Genomic DNA, 20,126 nt, shown 5'->3' with positions numbered 1-20,126 from the left:
TTATTCGTCAACTGAAGGGTTTGCAGGGTCGGTGTCAACGTCGCGTTGCAGTTCGGGCTCGAGCGGCTTGGCGACGACCGGCGTCTGCGCGGGCACGTCGACGGTGCGCGTGCCGACCGCCACCGGCGTTTCGTCGTCGTCCCAGTCGAACCACTTGCCCTCGACGCGGTCGTAATTGGCGATCGGATCATACAGCGCGCCGCCGTCGAGGCCGAGATCCTGCGCCTCCGCCTTGCCCATCGCCGCGAGCAGCGCAAAGCCCGCGACATAGGCGTCGCGGCGCGCGGTCACGAGCGTGACCTGCGAATTGAGCAGTTCCTGCTCGGCGTTGAGGATGTCGAGGATGGTGCGCGTGCCGACCGTATTCTCGGCGCGCACGCCTTCGAGCGAAAGCTGGTTGGCATCGACCGCGACTTGCGCCGATTCGATCACGCGAAGCGACGACTGCCAATTGGCGAAGGCAGAGCGCGCCTGTGCGATGACGCCGCGTTCGGTTTCGGTAACGGTCTCGATCGCGACGCTTTCGCGGGCCTGCGCCTGACGTACCTGCGCGGCGGGGCGTCCGCCCTGATAGAGCGGGACGGTCAGCGACAGCCCCCCTTGCGCCGCGGTTCCGGTCTGCGGGATGCTGCCCCCGACGGTCGCGGACCCCAACGTGTTGAGATAGTTGAAATAGTTTCCGCCGACGAAAGCGCTGACCTGTGGCAGCCGCGCGCCCTTGGCAGCGCGCGTGTCGAACCGCGTGGCGTCGCGCTCGCGCTCGGCGGCGGCGAGCGCCGGATTGTTGTTGAGCGCGGTCGCCACTGCCGTAGTCGTCTCCGCTGGCAGGTTGGGCAGCGCCGGCGGGGCCTCGAGCGTGTCGGGCGTATCGCCGACCAGCTGGACATAGGTTTCGCGGCTCGTCACCAGCTGCGCCTCGGCGCCGCGCAACTGGCCGACTGCCACGGCAAGCCGCGCCTCGGACTGGGCGACGTCGGTGCGGGTCAGGTCGCCGACCTCGAAGCGATCGCGCGTCGCCTGAAGGTTGACGTCGAGAACGCGGACATTCTGCTGGTTGAGCTGGACGATCGCCTCGTCGCGGATGACGTCGTTATAGGCAGCGACGACGTTGGTGAAGAGGTTGGCCTCGGCCGAGCGCAGATTGGCGCGCCCGGCAAGCGACCGGGTTTCCGCCGCGCGCACCGAATTGCGCACCTGACCACCGTTGAACAGCGGCACCGTCACCTGCGCGTTGCTAGAAAGCTGGCGCTCCGGCGCGACGAAGCTGTTCTCCGCCTGCTTGAGGTACTCGACATAGTCGCCGGTCAGCGACACGTCGGGCCGGCCATTGGCCTTGGCCAGCGGCACATTTTCGTCGATCGCGCGCAGGCTCGATCGTTCGCGCGCGATCGAGGGGTTGTCGCGATAGGCCTTGAGCAGCGCCTCGCGCAGCGTATCGGCCTGCGCCCCCGGCGCGAGCGCGATCAGGCTGACGCCGACGCCCCAGGAAATCAGCCGCTTCATGCCCCCACCCGCTCCTTAAAACCGAAAGCCGCGCGGCGTTTCGAACCCGGGCAGCACGACGCAATCCATGTCGGCGAAATCGAACAGGCCGAAGCCGTGTTCGCTGCGCTCCCCCGACGCCAGCCGCGTTACCCCGCGATCGACCAGTCCGGTGACGATGCGTCCACCCACCCGAACCTGCGCCACCAGCGCATCGGGCAGCCGCTCGACCGCGCCATCGACAACGATCACGTCATAGGGGCCCTGATCGGGCGCCCCCGCCGTCAACGGCCCCTCGACCATCCGCAGCGCGGCAGTGCCGGCGAGCGACGGCGGCGCCATCGCCAGCAGCGCCGCATCCTCCTCGACCGCGACCACGCGTGCGGCGAGCCGGGCGATCACCGCCACGGCATAGCCGGTCGCCGCACCGATCAGCAGCACCGCGTCGCGCGGGCCGATCACCGCCTCGGTCAACAGCCGTCCGGTCGCGAGCGGCGCATTCATCTCACGCCCCCCGCCCAGCGGCAGCGGGCGATCGCGATAGGCAAGACTGCGCAGCGCCTCCGGCACGAAATCCTCGCGGGCGACGTTCGCCATCGCATCGACGACGCGGGCGTCGCTAACCGCGCTGGTGCGCAGCTGGCTGGCCACCATCGCGTGGCGCATCTCTTCGAACCGGGTGGGATTGTCGATCGCGGCCATCATGTCGCTTCCTGTCGCACAACTGTTTTAGTGATGCAATACACTTGCTGTCGTTGCGCTATGTATCGCGCCCGGAACGCTTCGCCAAGCAATGGCGGGCGCGAAATTTGCCGGGCGCGGCATTGACAGCGCGCGGCCGCCCGCGCATCTGCCTGCGCTGTGGCCCGATGGCGGAGTGGTTACGCAGAGGACTGCAAATCCTTGCACGCCGGTTCGATTCCGGCTCGGGCCTCCACCTTTCTTTCTTGCGACCTGCAGCAGCGCGTCACTCGGCGGGCAGCGGACGGGTTCGCGCGTGCCGCAGAAAGCGCATCGGCACGCTCGCGAGCAGCGCCAGCGCCAATGCCAATAGCGCCAGATTGACCCCGATCGCCGCGCCGCCAAACGCGGCGTCGCGATGGACCGCGACATGGACGGCGACCATCGCCAGCAGCGCCGATCCTCCGACCAGTCGCAGCGCGCGGGCGGTTTGCACGGGGTCGGGCCGGGTTGCGCCTGTGCCGACGATGGCCACCAGCGCGACCCAGAACACCGCCAGCGGCGATAGCGGCGTGGCGAGCGCCGCGATCCCGGCGAGCGCCAGCGCGGGTGGCGTGCCCCAGACGAAGCCGGGCCACACCCGGTCGATCCAGTCGCTGGACCGGCGGCGGGCCAGCCAGACATTGACCCCGGATACCGACACGATCGTCAGCGCGAGCCCCAGCGCGGCATAGGCCAGCTTGACCGCGAAACCGCCGAACTGGCCGAAATGTAGCCGGAAGGTCGAGAACACCGCCTGCTTGCCGACAGCGCCGCCATCGAAACCGGCGCGGCCGAGATAGCGTCCGGCGGCGTCGAAGCGATATTGTTCGGAATAGATGAACTTGCCCGCCACCCGCGCGATGACGAGGATATACTGCTCGGGCGAATTTGCTTCCTCGACCGTCACGAAGAAGGGATCGGCACCGGGCGCGACGCGCGGCATCGCCGCCAGCGCGCGGTCGATCCCGGGCGGGCGCACCGGCTGTTCGAGGCTCGGCGGCGCGCCGAACAAGGCCGCCTCGACCGCGGCGGTGTCGCCGCCATGCTCACTGGTGGCAATCAGCGAGGTCATCAGTGCCGCCAGCCCGAAATACGCGCCGGTAACCGCGATCACGAGGTGGAACGGCGCGCCCCACACGCTCAGCCGATTGTGCAGATCGGCCTGTTCGAGCCGCCGCGCGCCGCCGCGGCGAAAGCGGAACGCATCGCGAAAGATCGTCGGGTGCGCGCACAGGCCGGACACGATCAGCCCGCACAGCATCGCGCCGAGGATGCTGACGACGATCATCCCGAAGCTGCTCGGCAGATGCAGGTAAAGGTGCAGATTGGTGACCATGTCGGTCCAGCGATGCTCGGCCCGCTCGGCCAGCGCGCCGCCCGGTTCGACATAGAAGCCGCCGCTGTCGTCGGAGACGGTCATGCGCGGGGTCTCTGGCGTGGGCAGACCGATATAGACATGGTGCGTGGGGCGATCGTTGCGCCTTGCCAGGGTGGCATAGGCGCGCTGGACCATCGCCGGATCGGCGCGGTCGAATTCGGCGACTCCCGGCTGCTCCCAGCGGTGAAGCTCGTGCCCAAACACCACGATCGTGCCCGACAGGCAGACCAGATAGAGCAGCGCGCCGACCAGCAGCCCCAGCCACGAATGGCTGGCTAGCGAGCGCTTCACGAAGCCGGGGTTCACGCCAGCACCGCGAGCGCCGCAACTGCGGCGGTTCCCGTGAGGACCGAGGCGGCCCGCCATGGCCGGGCATCGGCGAGCACCCACCAGGCGGCGGCGCCCCACACTACCGGCATGCCGAGGATCGCCAGTGCGTGGCGATCGGCATTTTCGCCCGGCAGCCAGCCGGTGACCATCACGCTGGCCAGCGCCGCCGCGATTCCGGCGAGCGGAACGGCAAGCAGGAAGCGGGCGAGCGCGCCGCGCCAGTCGGCGCCGTCACCGGGCAGCCGGTCACGCTCCACCGGCGCGCGCCGGGCCGGGCGCGTCTCCATTCCCCAACCGACGAAAACGGTGCCGATCGCCGACAGCCCGAGCAGCGCGTAGGCTATCCCGAACTCCGGCCCGGCCGCCGCGACGCTGGCGAGCGTGGCCGCGAGCAGCAGCGCCCAGCCGAGCGCCACGAGGCCCCATCCGCCGCGCCGCCGCCACGCGGCGAACAGCGCATAGCCCCCGCCGAGGCCAAGCAGGATCGCGAGGCCCGCTGCCAGCATTACAGTCCGACCGTTGCCGACACGAAGATGCTGCGCGGATTGCCGAGCACGAGATAGCTCGATCCGGGGAAACCGCCGGCCGACGCCCAATAGGCCTCGTCGGTCAAATTCTCGGCCCGAACGCGCAGCGTCAACGGCTTGCCACCCGCCTCGACAGCATAGCGGATGCCGAGGTCGAACTTGGTCCAGTCGGGAATGGTGCGACTGTTGCTCTCATCGACGAACTGCGACGACGAATGGATCGCGCGTCCTTCGAGCGTCAGCCCGGTTGCGGCGACGTCCCATTCGGCGTTGAGATTGGCCTGAAGCCCCGGCACGCCGATCGCCTGGTTGCCGTCGATCGCGGCATCTCCGGTATCGACCAGTTCCGCGTCGATCACCGTCATGCCGCCGACAAGCCGCACGCCATCGACCGGCTCGCCGAACAGGGTCGCCTCGATCCCGCGATGTCGCTGTTCGCCGGCGATGGTGAAGCGCTGGTCGATCACATAGGCGCTGGGGAGCGCCGTCGTGAACACGCCGAGCGTCGCACCGAAGCGAACGAGATCGAGCTTGGCGCCGAATTCGAGCTGGTCGGCGCGATAGGGCGCGAACACCTCGCCGGCATTGAGCACCGGCGTAGTGCCGACGCTGGCCGGCGCGATTTCGCCGGGCACCAGCGATTCGGCATAGTTGGCATAGAGCGACAGCCGCTCGTCAGGCTTGACGACCAATCCGAACGCGGGCGTCCACGCGCTCTTGTCGTTGCGGCCGGGCAGCTCGGCACCGGTGTTGTAGTCGAACGAAGCGGTGTCGATCCTCTGCCAGCGCACGCCCGCCGTCGTCAGCAGCTTGCCGCCGAACAGGCTGAGCGTATCGGCGATCGCAGCGCTGCGCGTATCGGTGGTCAGCGTGGTCAGCGGATCGGCAAGGACGCCGCCGACGAAGAAATCGGTGGCCGGCGGCGCCACCGTGAAGGGATCGTAGAGATCGCCTACAAACCCCGCGAAGTTCGAGAAGGCATAGGCGTTCTTCGAATCGAGCGCGTAGATCGCGCCCGAGGCGATGACGCGGTGGCCGATCGGGCCGGTGTCGAAATCGGCGCGGATGCCGGCGTCGGCCGACAGCACCCGATCCTCTCGCGTATTGTCGAAGCGATAGGCGGTCGTGGTGCCGTCCGCCTGCGCATCGGGATTGGCGAGGACATTCTCCTCCTCGCCGATGCGCCCGCCGCCTGCTGCCCACAGCGTGACCCCGGGCGTCACGTCGAGTTCGGCCCGGGCTACACCGAACAGCTGACGCTCCTCGGTATAGGTCCAGGGCTGCGCGAAATTGGCGTCGGCTTCAGGGGGAGCCGGGATCGCGCCCAAGGGCGTGACGCTGGGCCGCGGTGCGTCGATGCGCTGGTCCTGATAGCCGATGTCGGCCGAAAAGCGGAAATCGCCGCTGCGATAATCGGTGCCGATCGATGCGACGGTCAGCAGCCTTTTCTGTCCGTCCACCTCGGTATCGCCGCCGCGCACCGCGGCGTTGGCGCGCAGGCCAAGCGCGTCGTCGCGGCCGAGGCGCCGCGCGAAATCGAACGTCGCATAGCCCTGCAACCGGCTACCGATCCCGATCGTCGCGCGGTTGAGATCGTCCTCGGGCGCACGCTTGGGCACCAGGTTGATCGCGCCGCCGACCGCGCTGCCGCCGGGGGCGGCGCCGTTGACGAAGCTGTTGGCGCCGCGGAAGACCTCGACGCGCTCAAGCATCTCGGCCGCGACATATTGGCGCGGGAGGATGCCGTAGAGGCCATTGTAGGTGAGGTCGTCCGAATAGACCAGGAAGCCGCGCAGGTAATAGAGTTCCTGGAAATTCCCGAAGCCGCGCGCGACGCGGATGCCCGGATCGTTCTGAAGCACGTCGGCGACGCTCTCTGCCTGCTGCTCGCGGATCAGGTTTTCGGTATAGGCGGTCGTCGAGAAAGGCGCGTCCATGTAATCGAGGTTGCCGAGCAAGCCTGCGCGGGCACCGCGCGCGACCTGGCCGCCCGGATATTCCGGCACGAGCTCGACCTGCGACCCGCGCGCGGTGACGACGATGTCGTCGGACGCCGTATCGCGCTCTTGTGCTACCGCTTGTCCCGCGACCAGCATCATCGCCAGCGTGCCCGCCGCCAGTGCACCATCAACCTGCTTCAACTCGAATCCCCGATCGTTTCGCTAATGCGAGCTATTCGCATATCGATGGCGATGCAAGGCTGACTTTGGATCCGTGACGGGTGACGGCGGCGATCCGGGACGCTAGCGTCGCACGATGAAGCGATGGGACGCGGTCATCATCGGCGGCGGGCACAATGGCCTGGTCTGTGCCTTCTACCTTGCCAAAGCGGGGCTCGACGTCTGCGTGCTCGAGGCACGGCACGTGCTGGGCGGGGCGGCGGTGACCGAGGAATTTCACCCCGGCTTTCGCAATTCGACCGCCAGCTACACCGTCAGCCTGCTCCAGCCCAAAGTGATCGCCGACATGGCGCTGCATCGTCACGGCTATCGCGCGGTGCTGAGGCCGTTCGCCAATTTCCTGCCGACCGAGGATGGCCGCTATCTGCTGTCGGGGGGCGGCACCGCGGCGACGCAGGCAGAGTTCGCGAAATTCTCTAAGGCGGACGCGGCCGCCCTGCCCGCCTATTCTGCCGCGCTCGACCGGATCGCGGACGTGCTGCGCGATCTGGCGTTGCGCATTCCGCCCGACAGCGGCGGCGGCTGGGCGGGAATGATCGAGGCGCTGGGCACGGCCAACCGGTTGCGGCACCTCGACCTCGATACCCGCCGCGACCTGATCGACCTGTTCGCCAAGCCGGCGCGGGCGGTGCTCGATCGCTGGTTCGAGAGCGATGCGGTCAAGGCGCTGTTCGGCTTCGATGCTGTGGTAGGGAATTATGCGAGCCCCGACACGCCGGGTTCGGCCTATGTCCTGCTCCATCACGTGTTCGGCGAGGTCAATGGCGAGCGCGGGGCCTGGGGCCACGCGATCGGGGGGATGGGCGCGATCACCCAGGCGATGGCGAGCGCTTGCCGCGAGGCGGGCGTCACGCTGCGCACCGATGCTCCTGTCACCAAAGTCCTCGTCGAGGGCGGCCGCGCGGTCGGCGCCCTGCTGGCATCGGGCGAGGAAGTGCGCGGCAAGCGCGTGGTCGCCAATGTCGGACCCGGATTGCTGTACGACCGGTTGTGCGATGCCGGCGACGTGCCCGCGGCGTTCGGCGATCGGATGAAGGGGTATCAGGTCGGATCGGGCACGCTGCGCATGAATGTCGCACTGTCGCAATTGCCGCGCTTTACGGCATTGCCCGAGCCGGGGCCGCATCTGAGCGCGGGGATCGTGCTGGCGCCCAGCCTCGATTACATGGACCGCGCCTATCTCGACGCGAAACGCGACGGCTGGTCACGCGCGCCGATCGTCGAGATGCTGATCCCCTCGACGCTCGACGACAGCCTCGCCCCGGCCGGAAGCCATGTCGCCAGTCTGTTCTGCCAGCAATTCGCGCCGAGCCTGCCCGATGGCCGTTCGTGGGACGACGCCCGCGACGCCGCCGCCGATGCCGCATTCGATGTCGTCGAACGCTTCGCGCCGGGATTCAAGGCTTCGGTGATCGCGCGGCAAGTCCACACCCCGCTGGATCTCGAACGCAAGTTCGGGCTGATCGGCGGCGATATCTTTCACGGCAAGATGTCGCTCGACCAATTGTGGTCGTCCCGGCCGATGCTGGGGCAAGGCCGTTACAAGGGTGCGATCGACGGGCTGTGGCTGTGCGGATCGGGCACGCATCCCGGCGGCGGCGTCACCGGCGCCCCGGGGCATAATGCCGCCAAGGCGATGCTGAGAACTATCGGAGGACGCCGAAAACGATCAGACAGCCGGCAATGATAGCGATCATCGCGCCGGCCATCGCCAATTTGTTGGGGGCACGGCGCATTCCACATCTCCACAACTAGTGCCGTATGGCCGAGATGCTGCCTGATCCAAATCGCGATGACAACGACCATGCACGCCGCATCGATTGCCGGTGTGTACTGGTCGGGCTATGCCGCCCCCATGTCGTCACCCCTCACTCTCTACAACAGCCTCACCCGACAGCTGGAGCCGTTCGAGCCGCTCGATGCGGCTCGCGGCGTGCGCGTCTATTCGTGCGGGCCGACCGTCTATTCCGACCCGCATCTCGGCAACCTGCGAGCCTATATCTTCACCGACACGCTGACGCGGGTGCTGCGGTGGCAGGGATATGACGTCACCCATGTCATCAACATCACCGATGTCGGGCACCTGACGTCAGATGCCGATGCCGGCGACGACAAGATGGAAGCGGCGGCGAAGAAAACCCGGCAAAGCGCGTGGGATATCGCCGCGCATTACACCGCTGTGTTCAAGCGCAACCTGGCCGATCTCAACATCGTTTCCCCGACGCGCTGGTCGGTGGCGACCGATCACATCGCCGAGATGATCGCCTTTGCCGAGAAGATCGCGCCCGAGCATTGCTACCAGCTCGGCAGCGGCCTGTATTTCGACAGCACCACCGTGCCGGATTACGGTCGTCTTGCGCGATCGAGCGACGATGTCGGAGAAGCGCGGATCGATCCGGTCGCGGGCAAGCGGCATCCGCAGGATTTCGCAATCTGGCGCACCACCCCGCCGGGCGAGGTGCGGCAGATGGAATGGGATTCGCCCTGGGGGCGCGGCGCTCCCGGCTGGCACCTCGAATGTTCGGTGATGAGCCACAAATATCTGGGCTCGCCCTTCGACATCCACACCGGCGGCATCGACCACCGCGAGATCCATCACGTGAACGAAATCGCGCAGAACCAGGCCTATTGCGGATGCGCGGATACTGGTGCGCGGTTCTGGATGCACAACAACTTCCTAGTCGACCGTACCGGAAAAATGTCGAAATCGAAGGGCGGCATCGCCACGCTCGATGCGCTCGTCGCGCGCGGGGTGCATCCGCTGGCGTACCGGCTGATGTGCCTGTCGGCGCAGTATCGGAGCGAGCTGGAGTTCTCGGGCGACAATCTGCTGGCGGCGCTGACCCGGCTGAAGCGGCTGGTGATGGCGGTCGAGACCCTGCGCGCGCGTGCCGAGGGCGCGGGTGCCGTTTCCGACGCCTATGTCGCCCGGCTTGATGAGGCACTGGCCGACGACCTCAATACGCCAAAGGCGCTGCCCCTGCTGGACGAGTTGCTGGCGGACAAGCGACTGTCCGCTGCCGATCGCATCGCGACGCTGACGCGGTTCGATGAGACGCTGGGTATGACCCTGGCAGCGCTCACCCGCGCTGACCTGCGCTTGCGCCCTGCTGATGCGACGATCGACGAAGCTGCGATTGCCGGACGCCTCGCAGACCGCAAGGCCGCGCGCGCCGCGAAGGACTTTGCGGCATCCGATGCGATCCGCGATGAGCTGGCGGCTGCGGGAGTAGAGATGATGGACGGCGATCCGCTCGGCTGGGACTGGAAACTCGGCCTGTAGCGCGCCGTACCCCGGCGCAGGCCGGGTACGGGTGGATTGACGCTCGCTCGACATCGGCCGGTGGGCTTGCCAGATTGAACCCATGAAAGCCGTTCTTCCAGCAATTGCCCGCCCGCTGCTCGAACCTCGCCTCCCCGCGTCGATCACGCCGCATTGGTTCACCAGTCGCGCCGACGCAGAAGCGGCGATGGCCGATGCCGACATCGCCTGGGTCGACGTCCAGTCTTCCAGCGACAGTGCGGCGATCGCCGCGGCGGGCGCGCGGCTGAAGTGGCTGTTCACGCTGCGCGCGGGAGTGGATGCGTATGACACCGCGCTTCTCGAACGGCGCGGCACGGTGCTGACCAACGGCACCGGCATCAATGCGAACGCCGTCGCCGAATACGCGGTACTGGGAATGCTCGCCGCGGCGAAGCGCTATGATGAGGTCGTGCGGCTGGCCGATCGCCGGCAGTGGAGCACCGACGCGCCAGGCAAGGTCGAGCTTGCCGGATCGAGCGCGCTGATCGTCGGCTATGGCACGATCGGGCGGCTGATTGGCACGCGGCTGGCAGCGTTCGATGTCGACGTCACCGGCATCACGCGGTCGGGCCGCGAAGGCACGCTTGCCGCCGATGCCTGGAAGTCGCGGATCGGCGAATTCGACTGGATCATCCTGGTGGCGCCATCGACCAGTGCGACGCAGGCGCTGGTCGGTGCGAGCGAACTGGCGGCGATGAAATCCTCGGCCTGGCTCATCAACTTCGCACGCGGCGACATGGTCGATCAGGATGCGCTGGTCGCGGCGCTCGAGGCGCGGCAGATTGCCGGCGCGTTCCTCGATACCGTCGATCCCGAGCCGCTGCCGCCGGAGCACCCGCTGTGGAGCGCCCCGAACACGCTGCATTCGATGCACCTGTCGGGGCGCAGCCAGACGACGATGTTCCAGCGCGCGACCGCGCTGTTCCTCGAAAACCTGGCGGCGTTCGTGGGCGGCAAGCCGATGCGCAATGTCGTCGATCTCGGCGCGGGCTACTGAGCGGCGAACCTTTCCTTGATTGCGCCGAGCGCGCGCGTGGCGCATGGAAAATCAGACATCGCAACGAGTGGACGAGAACGCCATGGCCGCCAAATGGGCCCCCGACAGCTGGACACAGGCAGAGGCTCGCCAGCTGCCGCACTATGAGGACGCCGCCGCACTGACCGCCGCGACGGACCAGCTTGCGACCTTTCCGCCGCTGGTGTTCGCGGGCGAGGCGCGCAACCTGACCGCCGATCTGGCGCGGGTCAGCGAGGGCAAGGCATTCCTGCTGCAAGGCGGCGACTGCGCCGAATCGTTCGCCGAGCATAGCGCCAACAATATCCGCGACACGTTCCGCGTCATCCTGCAGATGGCGGTCGTCCTGACCTTTGCGTCGAAGCTGCCGACGGTGAAGCTGGGCCGGATGGCGGGGCAATTCGCAAAGCCGCGTTCGGCCGATACCGAGACGATCGATGGCGTCACGCTGCCCAGTTACCGCGGCGACAATGTCAACGACATCGCCTTCACCCCGGCCGGCCGTGTCAACGATCCGCAGCGGATGATCCGTGCCTATTCGCAGTCGGCCGCGACGCTCAACCTGCTGCGCGCATTCGCGCAAGGGGGGTACGCCAACCTTCACCAGGTCCATCGCTGGACGCATGACTTCATGGGCCGGTCGCCCTGGGCGAAGAAATATGCCGAGATGGCCGACCGCATCAGCGAATCGCTCGAGTTCATGGAAGCGTGCGGGATCAATCCGGAAACGGTGCCGCAGTTGAAGGCGACCGATTTCTACACCAGCCACGAAGCGCTGCTGCTCCCGTACGAACAGGCGCTGACGCGGCAGGATTCGCTGACCGGCGACTGGTACGATACCAGCGCGCATTTCCTGTGGATCGGCGATCGCACGCGGTTCGAAGGGTCGGCGCATGTCGAGTTCCTGCGCGGCATCGACAATCCGATCGGCATGAAGTGCGGGCCGACCCTCGAGCCCGATGCGCTGCTCAAGATGCTCGACACGCTCAATCCTGCGCGCATTCCCGGCCGGATGACGCTCATCACCCGCTATGGCCACGACAAGATCGAGAAGGGGCTGCCGCCGCTGGTCCGCGCGGTCCAGCGCGAGGGGCACCCGGTGGTGTGGAGCTGCGACCCGATGCACGGCAACGTCATCAAGGCCGCCAATGGCTACAAGACCCGGCCTTTCGACCGCATCCTGGCCGAAGTCCGCGGCTTCTTCGCGGTGCACCGCGCCGAGGGCAGCTTCGGCGGCGGCATCCATGCGGAGATGACCGGGCAGAACGTCACCGAGTGCACCGGCGGCGCAGTCGATGTGACCGAACAGTCGCTGGCGGATCGGTATCACACGCATTGCGACCCGCGGCTCAACGCCGGTCAGTCGCTCGAACTGGCGTTCCTGCTGGCGGAGATGCTGAACGCGGAGATGGCAGAGCGGCGCAAGGTCGCGGCTTGATCGCGGTTGACGGATTGGCGCGACACTCGTAAGCGCTCGCCTTCCGCATCATCCGCGCACGGCCCCTTCGTCTAGCGGTTAGGACGTCGCCCTCTCACGGCGAAAACACGAGTTCGATTCTCGTAGGGGTCACCAGCGGCGCGCAGTCGGAACCAGATTGCATCGATGACCCAATCCCTGCCGATCCGCATCGCCGCGCTCTATTGCTTCACGCGCTTCGACGATTGCGCTGCGATCCGCTTGGGTCTTGCCACGCTTTGCGAGGCTCAGGCGATCAAGGGCACGCTGCTGATCGCGCCAGAGGGAATCAACGGCACGATCGCAGGCGGCGATGGTGCGATCGACAGCGTCCTCGGACATATCCGCGCGCTGCCGGGCTGCGCCGGCATGGACGTCAAGGAATCACGTGCCGAGTCACTGCCGTTTCACCGCATGAAAGTGCGGCTGAAGCGCGAGATCGTGACGATGGGGCAGCCCGACATCAATCCGCTGCAAAGCGTCGGCCATTATGTCGCACCGGCGGACTGGAACGCGCTGATCGCCGATCCCGACACGGTCGTCATCGACACGCGCAACGATTATGAGGTCGCGATCGGCAGCTTCGCCGGGGCGATCGATCCGCGGACCGCGACGTTCCGGGATTTTCCCCGCTGGTTTCGCGAGCAGCGCGAGCAGCTTGGCAAGGCGCCGAAGATCGCGATGTTCTGCACCGGCGGCATCCGCTGCGAGAAAGCGACCGCGTTCGCCAAGGCGGAAGGGATCGACCAGGTCTATCACCTTCAAGGCGGCATCCTGCGCTATCTGGAGGAAGTCCCTGCGGAGGAGAGCCTGTGGCAGGGCGAATGTTTCGTGTTCGATCAGCGGGTGGCGGTGACGCACGGGCTGTCGCAGGGCAGCTACGACCTGTGCCATGCCTGCCGGATGCCGATCGGCGCGGCGGAGCGGGCATCGCCGCAGTTTGTCGAGGGGGTGGTCTGCCCGGCATGTCACGATAGTCGCGATGCCAGGCAGCGTGCAGGCTATGCCGAGCGCGAGCGGCAGGCGCGGCTCGCGGCCGAGCGCGGAGACGCGCATGTCGGGGCGGTGTTCGCAAAGAAATGAGCGACGTCAGCCCCCGCGCTTGATCGTTTCCCGCGCGACGATCAGCTGCTGGATCTGGGTCGTGCCCTCGTACAAGCGGAACAGGCGGACGTCGCGGTACAGGCGCTCGATGCCGTAATCGGCGATGTACCCCGCGCCGCCGAAGATCTGCACCGCGCGATCGGCGACGCGGCCGACCATTTCGGTGGCGAACAGCTTGGCCGCCGACGATTCGAGCACGACGTCCTCCCCGCGGTCCTTGGCGGCGGCCGTCTCGAGCACGAGCGCGCGCGCGGCTAGCGTTTCGGTCTTGCTGTCGGCGATCATCGCCTGGATCAGCTGGTGGTCGGAAATGGCCTTTCCGAACTGCATCCGCGTCGTCGCATAGGCCACGCAATCAGCGATCAGCCGCTCGGCCACTCCGACCGACACCGCCGAGATGTGCAATCGCCCGCGGTCAAGCACGCGCATCGCGATCTTGAACCCCTCGCCTTCCTCGCCCAGCCGGTTGACGGCGGGCACCGCCACATCGTCGAAGGTGACGTCGGCGACCTTGGCGCCCTTTTGCCCCATCTTGCGTTCCGGCGCGCCGACGGTCAGGCCGGGCAGATCACGCGGGACGAGGAACGCCGATACGCCCCGGGCGCCCGGCGTCTCGCCGACGCGCGCCATCACCGTGAACAGGTCGGCCTTGTCGGCATTGGTGATGTAGCGCTTGGTCCCGGTCAGCCGATAGACGTCGCCGTCGCGGACCGCGCGCGTCTTCACTGCCGCCGAATCCGAGCCGACATCGGGTTCGGTCAGCGCGAAGCTGGTGACGATCTCTCCGCTGGCGATTCTCGGCAGCCACTGCGCCTTTTGTTCGGGCGTGCCGGCCATCACCAGGCCCTGGCTGCCGATGCCGACATTGGTGCCGAAGGTCGAGCGGAACGCCGGAGTGGTCCGGCCGAGCTCGATCGCCACGCGCACTTCCTCGACCATCGTCAGGCCGAGACCGCCAAATTCTTCCGCGATCGACAGCCCGAACAGCCCCATGTCGCGCATCTCGGCGACGACATCGGTGGGGATCGCATCGTCCTCCTCGACCTGCGCCTCCAGCGGCCGCAGCCGTTCGGACACGAACCGCCGGACCGTATCGATCAGCGCGTCGAGCGTCTCGGGGTCGAGCGCCATCTAGCGCAGTCCCATCCGGATCGCCCCGTCGAGGCGGACGTCCTCACCGTTGAAATACGGATTGCGCAGCATTTCGAGCGCGAGGCTGGCATATTCCTGCGGATCCCCGAGCCGCTTGGGAAACGGCACCGACGCGGCAAGCGCGTCCTTCACATTTTGCGGCGCGCCGAGCATCAGCGGCGTTTCGAAGATGCCGGGCAGGATCGTGTTGACGCGAATGCCCTCCCCCGACAGGTCGCGCGCGATCGGCAGGGTCATGCCAACGACGCCGCCCTTCGACGCCGAATAGGCAGCCTGACCGATCTGTCCGTCCTCGGCCGCGACGCTGGCGGTGTTGACGATCGCGCCGCGCTCGCCATTGGCGAGCGGGTCGAGCGTCAGCATCCCGGCCGTCGACTTGGCGATGCAGCGGAATGTGCCGACCAGGTTGATCTGGATCACCCAGTCGAACGCCTGGAGGCTGAAATGCTTGATCGATCCGTCTTCCTTCGAGCGGCTGGCGGTCTTCATCGCGTTGCCGACGCCGGCGCAATTGACGAGGATGCGTTCCTGGCCATGTGCGGCGCGCGCCTTGGCAAACCCCGCGTCGACGCTGTCGTCCTGCGTCACGTTGACCTCGCAGAACACGCCGCCGATCTCCGCCGCCAGCGCCTCGCCCTTTTCGGCCTGGAGATCGAAGATCGCGACTTTCGCGCCCTGCGCGGCGAGCGCGCGGGCAGTGGCGGCGCCGAGCCCCGATGCGGCGCCGGTGACGACGGCGGCGGTTCCGTTGAAGTCCATGTCTATTCCCTTCAGGTCGATCGCTTGAGCAATGCGGTGCGCAGGCAGTTGCAGACGACCTCGCCGCGCTGGTTGAGGAGTTCGTGGGCGAAGGTGACCAGCCCGGCGTCGGGACGCGACTTGCTCTCGCGCCTGTCGGTGACTTCGGTCGTGGCACGCAGCGTGTCGCCGATAAACACCGGCTTTGGCATCACCACCTTGTCATAGCCGAGATTGGCGACGAGCGTCCCGAGCGTGGTGTCGCCAACGCTGAGGCCGATCATCAGCGCGAAGGTGAACGTCCCGTTGACCAGGATTTGGCCGAACTCCGACGCCATCGCCGCTTCCGCATCAAGATGGAGCGGTTGCGGATTGTGGGTCATAGTCGAGAACAGCAGGTTGTCGGTTTCGGTGACCGTACGGCGCAGGTCATGGGCGATCTGGTCGCCGATCTGCCACTGGTCGTAGGTTCTACCGGCCACTCAAAATTCCCTTGCCATACCCCGCCGAGGGCCGGGGTTCAGTCCAAATTATCACCGAGCGAAGCTCGTCCTTATTCCCGTCTTCCCAACTCGACCCCGGCCTTCGCCGGGGTACGAGCTGGCCGTAGCACTCCCCTATCCGTTCGGTTCGAGCGTAGTAGAGAACCCTGGCCGAGCGGAGCGAGGCTTCTGACGCATGCGGCCGGCGCGCCTTGTAACGTGTCTCGACTGCGCTCGACACGAACGGGGTGGGGTGGCGCACGTCATCCGGGTTCGCCCTCGCGCGCCCGCTCGACCCGCACCAATAGCGTTCCCTCGCTCACCTGCCCGCCCGCCTCTGCATTCAACTCCGCGACCGTCCCGTCGAATGGCGCAGTCAGGCTGTGCTCCATCTTCATCGCCTCGAGCGTGACGAGGCGCTGGCCCTTGGTGACGGCGGCACCGGGCGTGACCTCGACCGCGGTGATGCGACCGGGCATCGGGGCGAGGATCGCGCCATCGGCGGTAGTTGCCAGACCAGCACCCGCATCCGGGCGAAGCCGGAAGACCCAGCTTTGTCCGTTCTCAGTGACTAGCAATTCGCCTTTCGGGTCCATGTCGCAGGGAATGCCGGTCAAGCCTTTTGGCAGAGTTGCGTCGCCGCGGACATGCTGACCTTCGACAAAGAGATGAACGCTCAGATTGGGCGAACTATTCATTCTGTACCCGAACAGTCCGTTGAGCATCACACGAGTGGTCGATGCCTCACTCCAGTCGAGCCAGTTCTGCCGATAGCAGCTCGCGGCTCTGTCGATGGCTTGAAGGGAGGGGGCAGCCGGCGGCAGCAGAGCATCTCCCCGACGGGCAATCAGACCAGTATCGATTTCGCCGGTGGCAAAGTCATTGTCACCAAGGCAGGCGAAGAGAAAGCCCTTGTTGGTCCGCGATGGCCCCGCAAAGCTTTCGTTCAACAGCCGCTGAAGCTCGCGGCGCGCCTCGTCGCGCGTTTCTCCCCAGGCTATAAGCTTTGCGATCATAGGGTCGTAAAACGAGCTTATTGTATCTCCTTCTTCCACCCCGGTCTCAGTGCGCAGAAATTCAGAAAGTATGAGGTGATCGATCCGCCCCGGACTAGGCAAAAACCCCTTAGCCGGGTCCTCCGCATATAACCGCGCCTCGATTGCCCAGCCATCGATCGCCAGTTCGTCCTGCCGCTTCGGCAACGGCTCGCCGCTCGCCACGCGCAGTTGCCACTCGACCAAGTCCACTCCGGTGATCTCCTCAGTCACCGGATGTTCGACCTGCAACCGGGTATTCATTTCCATGAACCAGATGCGGTCGGCGCGCAGCCCTTCGCTGGCGTCGGCGATGAATTCGATCGTGCCTGCCCCGACATAATCGACGGCCTTGGCCGCGCGCACGGCGGCGGCGCAGATCGCTTCGCGGGTGCCCTCGTCCATGCCGGGTGCGGGGGCTTCCTCGATCACCTTCTGGTGGCGGCGCTGGAGCGAACAGTCGCGTTCGAACAGGTGGACGACGTTGCCATGCGTATCGCCGAACACCTGCACTTCGATGTGGCGCGGCGAGAGGATGTATTTCTCGATCAGGACGCGGTCGTCTCCGAAGCTCGACGCCGCCTCGCGCTGACAGGATTGCAGCATTTCGGCAAAATGCTGCGCAGCATCGACGCGCCGCATCCCCTTGCCGCCGCCGCCCGCGACCGCCTTGATCAGGACCGGATAGCCGATCGCATCCGCCTCTGCCTGCAGGCGTTCGGGCGACTGGTCCTCGCCGAGATAACCCGGCGTCACCGGCACACCCGCGGCGATCATCCGCGCCTTGGCGGCGTCCTTCAATCCCATCGCGCGGATGCTGTCGGGGTTGGGACCGACCCAGATCAGCCCGGCATCGAGCACGGCCTGCGCGAAATCGGCGTTTTCGGACAGGAAGCCATAGCCGGGGTGGATCGCCTCCGCCCCGGTCGCCTTGGCGGCGGCGATGATCTTTGCGCCGACCAGATAGCTTTCGCGCGGCGGCGAGGCGCCGATATGGACCGCCTCATCGGCCTGGCGCACGTGCAGCGCCTTGGCGTCGGCGTCCGAATAGACCGCGACGGTGCGCACGCCCATCGCCCGCGCGGTGCGGATGATGCGACACGCGATCTCACCGCGGTTGGCGATCAGCAGCGACTGGATCATGCGGGCGGGCATCCGGTCTTACGCTGGGTCCAGGTGACGTTAAGGATCTTCCACACGCCCGCCTTGCGCACCAGGTCGAAATGGTTGGTGCCGCAATGCGAGAATTTGCCGTCGAGCGTGAAGACGTAGGGCGTCCACACCATCGCGATGTCGCCATCGACATGGACGTGCGGATCGACGTTGCGCTCGACCGGCTTGCCAGGGATCGTCGCAATGCGGCCGGCAAAGGTCGCCCAGTCGGAGCCCGTGACGCGGGCTTCCCCCGACGCGGAAGTCGATGTCCCGGTCGCACGCCCCTCCGGCCAGGTCGCGGCGGTGATCGCTGCCGCGTCCTTCGTGGTCAGGCCGGTGAACAGCGCGTCGATCGCGGTCAGGACGGCCTTGGTATCGGCGTCGTTCGCATGCTCCTGCGCCGCGGCGGGGGTGGCGACGCACAAAGCGGCGGCGGTCAGCAACATGCGCATTTCAATTCTCCTCACATCCGGAACACGCCGAACGCCGGACGGTCCGAAATCGGGGCGTTGAGCGTCGCAGCAAAGGCGAGACCTAGCACATCGCGGGTCTGCGCGGGGTCGATGATGCCGTCGTCCCACAGCCGCGCGGTGGCATGCCACGGGTTCCCCTGTGCTTCATAGTCGTCGCGGATAGGTTGCTTGAAGGCTTCGGCCTGCTCGGGCGTCCAGTTGTCGGCGTCGCGGTGGACGGTCGCCAGCACGCTCGCCGCCTGTTCGCCGCCCATCACGCTGATGCGCGAATTGGGCCAGCTGAACAGGAAGCGCGGGGAATAGGCACGTCCGCACATGCCGTAATTGCCCGCGCCGAAGCTGCCCCCGATCAGGATCGTGATCTTCGGCACGGTGGCGGTGGCGACCGCCGTCACCAGCTTTGCGCCATGCTTGGCGATGCCCTCCGCCTCATATTTGCCGCCGACCATGAAGCCCGAGATGTTCTGGAGGAACAGCAAGGGCACGCGACGCTGGCAGGCAAGCTCGATGAAGTGCGCGCCCTTGACCGCGCTTTCGCTGAACAGCACGCCGTTGTTGGCGATGATGCCGACGGGCATCCCCCAGATATGCGCGAAACCGCATACCAGCGAGGTGCCGTAGAGCGCCTTGAACTCGTGAAACTCGGATGCGTCGACCAGGCGGGCGATGACCTCATGGACGTCATAGGGCGCGCGAACGTCCTGCGGAACGATGCCGTACAGCTCCTCGGCATCGTATTTGGGCGGGCGCGGGTCCTTGAGGGTCAGGTCGTGCTTGCGGTCGCCCGGCAGGTGACTGACGATGTCGCGCACGATCGTCAGCGCGTGTTCGTCATTCTCGGCGACGTGATCGACCACGCCCGACTTGCGACCGTGCAGATCGCCGCCGCCCAGATCCTCGGCGCTGATCTCCTCGCCGGTCGCGGCCTTGACCAGCGGCGGCCCGGCCAGAAAGATCGTCCCCTGGTTGCGAACGATGACACTCTCGTCGGACATGGCGGGCACATAGGCGCCGCCCGCGGTGCAGCTGCCCATCACGCAGGCGATCTGGGGAATGCCCTTGGCCGACATGTTCGCCTGGTTGAAGAAGATGCGGCCGAAATGGTCGCGGTCGGGGAATACCTCGGCCTGATGCGGCAGGTTGGCGCCGCCCGAATCGACGAGATAGATGCACGGCAGGCAGTTCGCCTCGGCGATCTCCTGCGCGCGCAGATGCTTCTTCACCGTCATCGGGAAGTAGGTGCCGCCCTTCACCGTGGCGTCGTTGCACAGGATCATACAGGTCCGGCCCGACACGCGGCCGATCCCGGCGATCACGCCGGCACCGGGAACTTCGCCATCGTAAAGGTCGTTGGCGGCAAGCTGGCCGATCTCCAGGAACGGCGAGCCGGGGTCGAGCAGCCGCTCGACGCGGTTGCGGGGGAGCAGTTTGCCGCGCGCGGTATGGCGGTCGCGCGCCTTGTCGGTGCCGCCCAGCGCCGCGGTGGTGACGTCGGCGCGCAGGCGTTCGACGAGCGCCCGATTGTGCGCGGCGTTGGCGCGAAACGTTTCGCTTTCGATCTGGACCCCGGTGGGCAGGACGGGCGCACTCATG

General features: G+C 66.8%; 16 protein-coding genes and 2 tRNA genes. 7 read left to right on the top strand and 11 right to left on the bottom strand.

Features of this window, described 5'->3' with window-relative positions; all coding sequences use genetic code 11:
• Both FHY50_RS03875 and FHY50_RS03870 read right to left on the bottom strand, forming a co-directional pair.
• Positions 1–1,503, bottom strand: a complete 1,503-nt coding sequence (locus tag FHY50_RS03875; protein WP_140047068.1) for a TolC family outer membrane protein — start codon at positions 1,501–1,503, stop codon at positions 1–3.
• A gap of 15 nt (positions 1,504–1,518) precedes the next feature.
• Positions 1,519–2,187: a protein-L-isoaspartate O-methyltransferase family protein gene (locus tag FHY50_RS03870; protein ID WP_140047066.1), complete on the bottom strand. Its 669-nt coding sequence runs from the start codon at positions 2,185–2,187 to the stop codon at positions 1,519–1,521.
• 158 nt (positions 2,188–2,345) lie between these two features.
• On the opposite strand from FHY50_RS03870, the gene FHY50_RS03865 reads away from it, so the two are divergent.
• Positions 2,346–2,419 (top strand) — tRNA-Cys (locus tag FHY50_RS03865).
• Between the two features lie 30 nt (positions 2,420–2,449).
• Here the strand turns inward: FHY50_RS03865 and FHY50_RS03860 are convergent.
• From FHY50_RS03860 to FHY50_RS03850, 3 genes are read right to left on the bottom strand one after another with little or no spacing between them, the layout of a single operon-like run.
• Complete coding sequence (locus tag FHY50_RS03860) at positions 2,450–3,874, bottom strand: PepSY-associated TM helix domain-containing protein (protein ID WP_208402879.1); 1,425 nt, start codon at positions 3,872–3,874, stop codon at positions 2,450–2,452.
• Positions 3,875–3,885: 11 nt separating this feature from the next.
• The gene (locus tag FHY50_RS03855) at positions 3,886–4,419 is read right to left on the bottom strand and encodes a hypothetical protein (protein WP_140047062.1); all 534 of its coding nucleotides are present in this window, start codon (positions 4,417–4,419) and stop codon (positions 3,886–3,888) included.
• Positions 4,419–6,581: a TonB-dependent receptor gene (locus tag FHY50_RS03850; protein ID WP_208402878.1), complete on the bottom strand. Its 2,163-nt coding sequence runs from the start codon at positions 6,579–6,581 to the stop codon at positions 4,419–4,421. The genes FHY50_RS03855 and FHY50_RS03850 overlap by 1 nt, the downstream gene beginning before the upstream one ends.
• A 115-nt stretch (positions 6,582–6,696) precedes the next feature.
• Here FHY50_RS03850 and FHY50_RS03845 point away from each other — a divergent pair, with 115 nt between their 5' ends.
• From FHY50_RS03845 to trhO, 6 genes are all read left to right on the top strand, one after another.
• Positions 6,697–8,307: a phytoene desaturase family protein gene (locus FHY50_RS03845; RefSeq protein ID WP_140047061.1), complete on the top strand. Its 1,611-nt coding sequence runs from the start codon at positions 6,697–6,699 to the stop codon at positions 8,305–8,307.
• 168 nt (positions 8,308–8,475) lie between these two features.
• A complete protein-coding gene (gene cysS / locus FHY50_RS03840; RefSeq protein WP_140231029.1) occupies positions 8,476–9,903 on the top strand; it encodes a cysteine--tRNA ligase in 1,428 nt (475 codons plus the stop codon).
• An 82-nt stretch (positions 9,904–9,985) separates the two neighbouring features.
• Positions 9,986–10,921, top strand: coding sequence for an NAD(P)-dependent oxidoreductase (locus tag FHY50_RS03835; RefSeq protein WP_140047059.1), 936 nt, complete (start codon positions 9,986–9,988; stop codon positions 10,919–10,921).
• Positions 10,922–11,003: 82 nt separating this feature from the next.
• Positions 11,004–12,377 carry a class II 3-deoxy-7-phosphoheptulonate synthase gene (locus FHY50_RS03830; protein ID WP_140047057.1) on the top strand — a complete coding sequence of 458 codons (1,374 nt, stop codon included), beginning with the start codon at positions 11,004–11,006 and terminating at the stop codon, positions 12,375–12,377.
• A gap of 60 nt (positions 12,378–12,437) precedes the next feature.
• Positions 12,438–12,512: transfer RNA gene (locus FHY50_RS03825), tRNA-Glu, on the top strand.
• A gap of 30 nt (positions 12,513–12,542) precedes the next feature.
• On the top strand, positions 12,543–13,478 hold the full coding sequence (gene trhO / locus FHY50_RS03820; RefSeq protein ID WP_140047056.1) for an oxygen-dependent tRNA uridine(34) hydroxylase TrhO: 936 nt from the start codon (positions 12,543–12,545) through the stop codon (positions 13,476–13,478).
• A 6-nt stretch (positions 13,479–13,484) separates the two neighbouring features.
• On the opposite strand, the gene FHY50_RS03815 is transcribed toward trhO, so the two are convergent.
• The 6 genes from FHY50_RS03815 to FHY50_RS03790 form a co-directional block, all read right to left on the bottom strand.
• Entirely contained in the window at positions 13,485–14,630 is a 1,146-nt protein-coding gene (locus FHY50_RS03815; protein ID WP_140047054.1) for an acyl-CoA dehydrogenase family protein, read from the bottom strand.
• Positions 14,631–15,410, bottom strand: coding sequence for an SDR family NAD(P)-dependent oxidoreductase (locus FHY50_RS03810; RefSeq protein ID WP_208402877.1), 780 nt, complete (start codon positions 15,408–15,410; stop codon positions 14,631–14,633).
• Between the two features lie 11 nt (positions 15,411–15,421).
• The gene (locus FHY50_RS03805; protein WP_140047052.1) at positions 15,422–15,871 is read right to left on the bottom strand and encodes a MaoC family dehydratase; all 450 of its coding nucleotides are present in this window, start codon (positions 15,869–15,871) and stop codon (positions 15,422–15,424) included.
• A gap of 263 nt (positions 15,872–16,134) precedes the next feature.
• Positions 16,135–18,048, bottom strand: coding sequence for an acetyl/propionyl/methylcrotonyl-CoA carboxylase subunit alpha (locus FHY50_RS03800; RefSeq protein WP_140047050.1), 1,914 nt, complete (start codon positions 18,046–18,048; stop codon positions 16,135–16,137).
• Positions 18,045–18,512: a nuclear transport factor 2 family protein gene (locus FHY50_RS03795; protein WP_140047048.1), complete on the bottom strand. Its 468-nt coding sequence runs from the start codon at positions 18,510–18,512 to the stop codon at positions 18,045–18,047. The genes FHY50_RS03800 and FHY50_RS03795 overlap by 4 nt, the downstream gene beginning before the upstream one ends.
• A gap of 11 nt (positions 18,513–18,523) precedes the next feature.
• On the bottom strand, positions 18,524–20,125 hold the full coding sequence (locus FHY50_RS03790) for a carboxyl transferase domain-containing protein (protein ID WP_140047047.1): 1,602 nt from the start codon (positions 20,123–20,125) through the stop codon (positions 18,524–18,526).
• Position 20,126 lies beyond the last annotated feature (1 nt).

The organism is Sphingomonas japonica, assembly GCF_006346325.1.
Taxonomy (GTDB): Bacteria; Pseudomonadota; Alphaproteobacteria; order Sphingomonadales; family Sphingomonadaceae; genus Sphingomonas; species Sphingomonas japonica.
Note: the sequence above shows the minus strand (reverse complement) of the source record. Positions and strands in the feature narration are given on the sequence as shown.

Excerpts from the sequence above, each read along its gene's own strand:
- FHY50_RS03875 (WP_140047068.1), bottom strand. The coding sequence starts at position 1,503 with ATGAAGCGGCTGATTTCCTGGGGCGTCGGCGTCAGCCTGATCGCGCTC.
- FHY50_RS03800 (WP_140047050.1), bottom strand. The coding sequence starts at position 18,048 with ATGATCCAGTCGCTGCTGATCGCCAACCGCGGTGAGATCGCGTGTCGC.
- FHY50_RS03835 (WP_140047059.1), top strand. The coding sequence starts at position 9,986 with ATGAAAGCCGTTCTTCCAGCAATTGCCCGCCCGCTGCTCGAACCTCGC.
- FHY50_RS03790 (WP_140047047.1), bottom strand. The coding sequence starts at position 20,125 with ATGAGTGCGCCCGTCCTGCCCACCGGGGTCCAGATCGAAAGCGAAACG.
- FHY50_RS03845 (WP_140047061.1), top strand. The coding sequence starts at position 6,697 with ATGAAGCGATGGGACGCGGTCATCATCGGCGGCGGGCACAATGGCCTG.
- cysS (WP_140231029.1), top strand. The coding sequence starts at position 8,476 with ATGTCGTCACCCCTCACTCTCTACAACAGCCTCACCCGACAGCTGGAG.
- FHY50_RS03830 (WP_140047057.1), top strand. The coding sequence starts at position 11,004 with ATGGCCGCCAAATGGGCCCCCGACAGCTGGACACAGGCAGAGGCTCGC.
- FHY50_RS03815 (WP_140047054.1), bottom strand. The coding sequence starts at position 14,630 with ATGGCGCTCGACCCCGAGACGCTCGACGCGCTGATCGATACGGTCCGG.
- trhO (WP_140047056.1), top strand. The coding sequence starts at position 12,543 with ATGACCCAATCCCTGCCGATCCGCATCGCCGCGCTCTATTGCTTCACG.
- FHY50_RS03855 (WP_140047062.1), bottom strand. The coding sequence starts at position 4,419 with ATGCTGGCAGCGGGCCTCGCGATCCTGCTTGGCCTCGGCGGGGGCTAT.
- FHY50_RS03870 (WP_140047066.1), bottom strand. The coding sequence starts at position 2,187 with ATGATGGCCGCGATCGACAATCCCACCCGGTTCGAAGAGATGCGCCAC.
- FHY50_RS03795 (WP_140047048.1), bottom strand. The coding sequence starts at position 18,512 with ATGCGCATGTTGCTGACCGCCGCCGCTTTGTGCGTCGCCACCCCCGCC.
- FHY50_RS03810 (WP_208402877.1), bottom strand. The coding sequence starts at position 15,410 with ATGGACTTCAACGGAACCGCCGCCGTCGTCACCGGCGCCGCATCGGGG.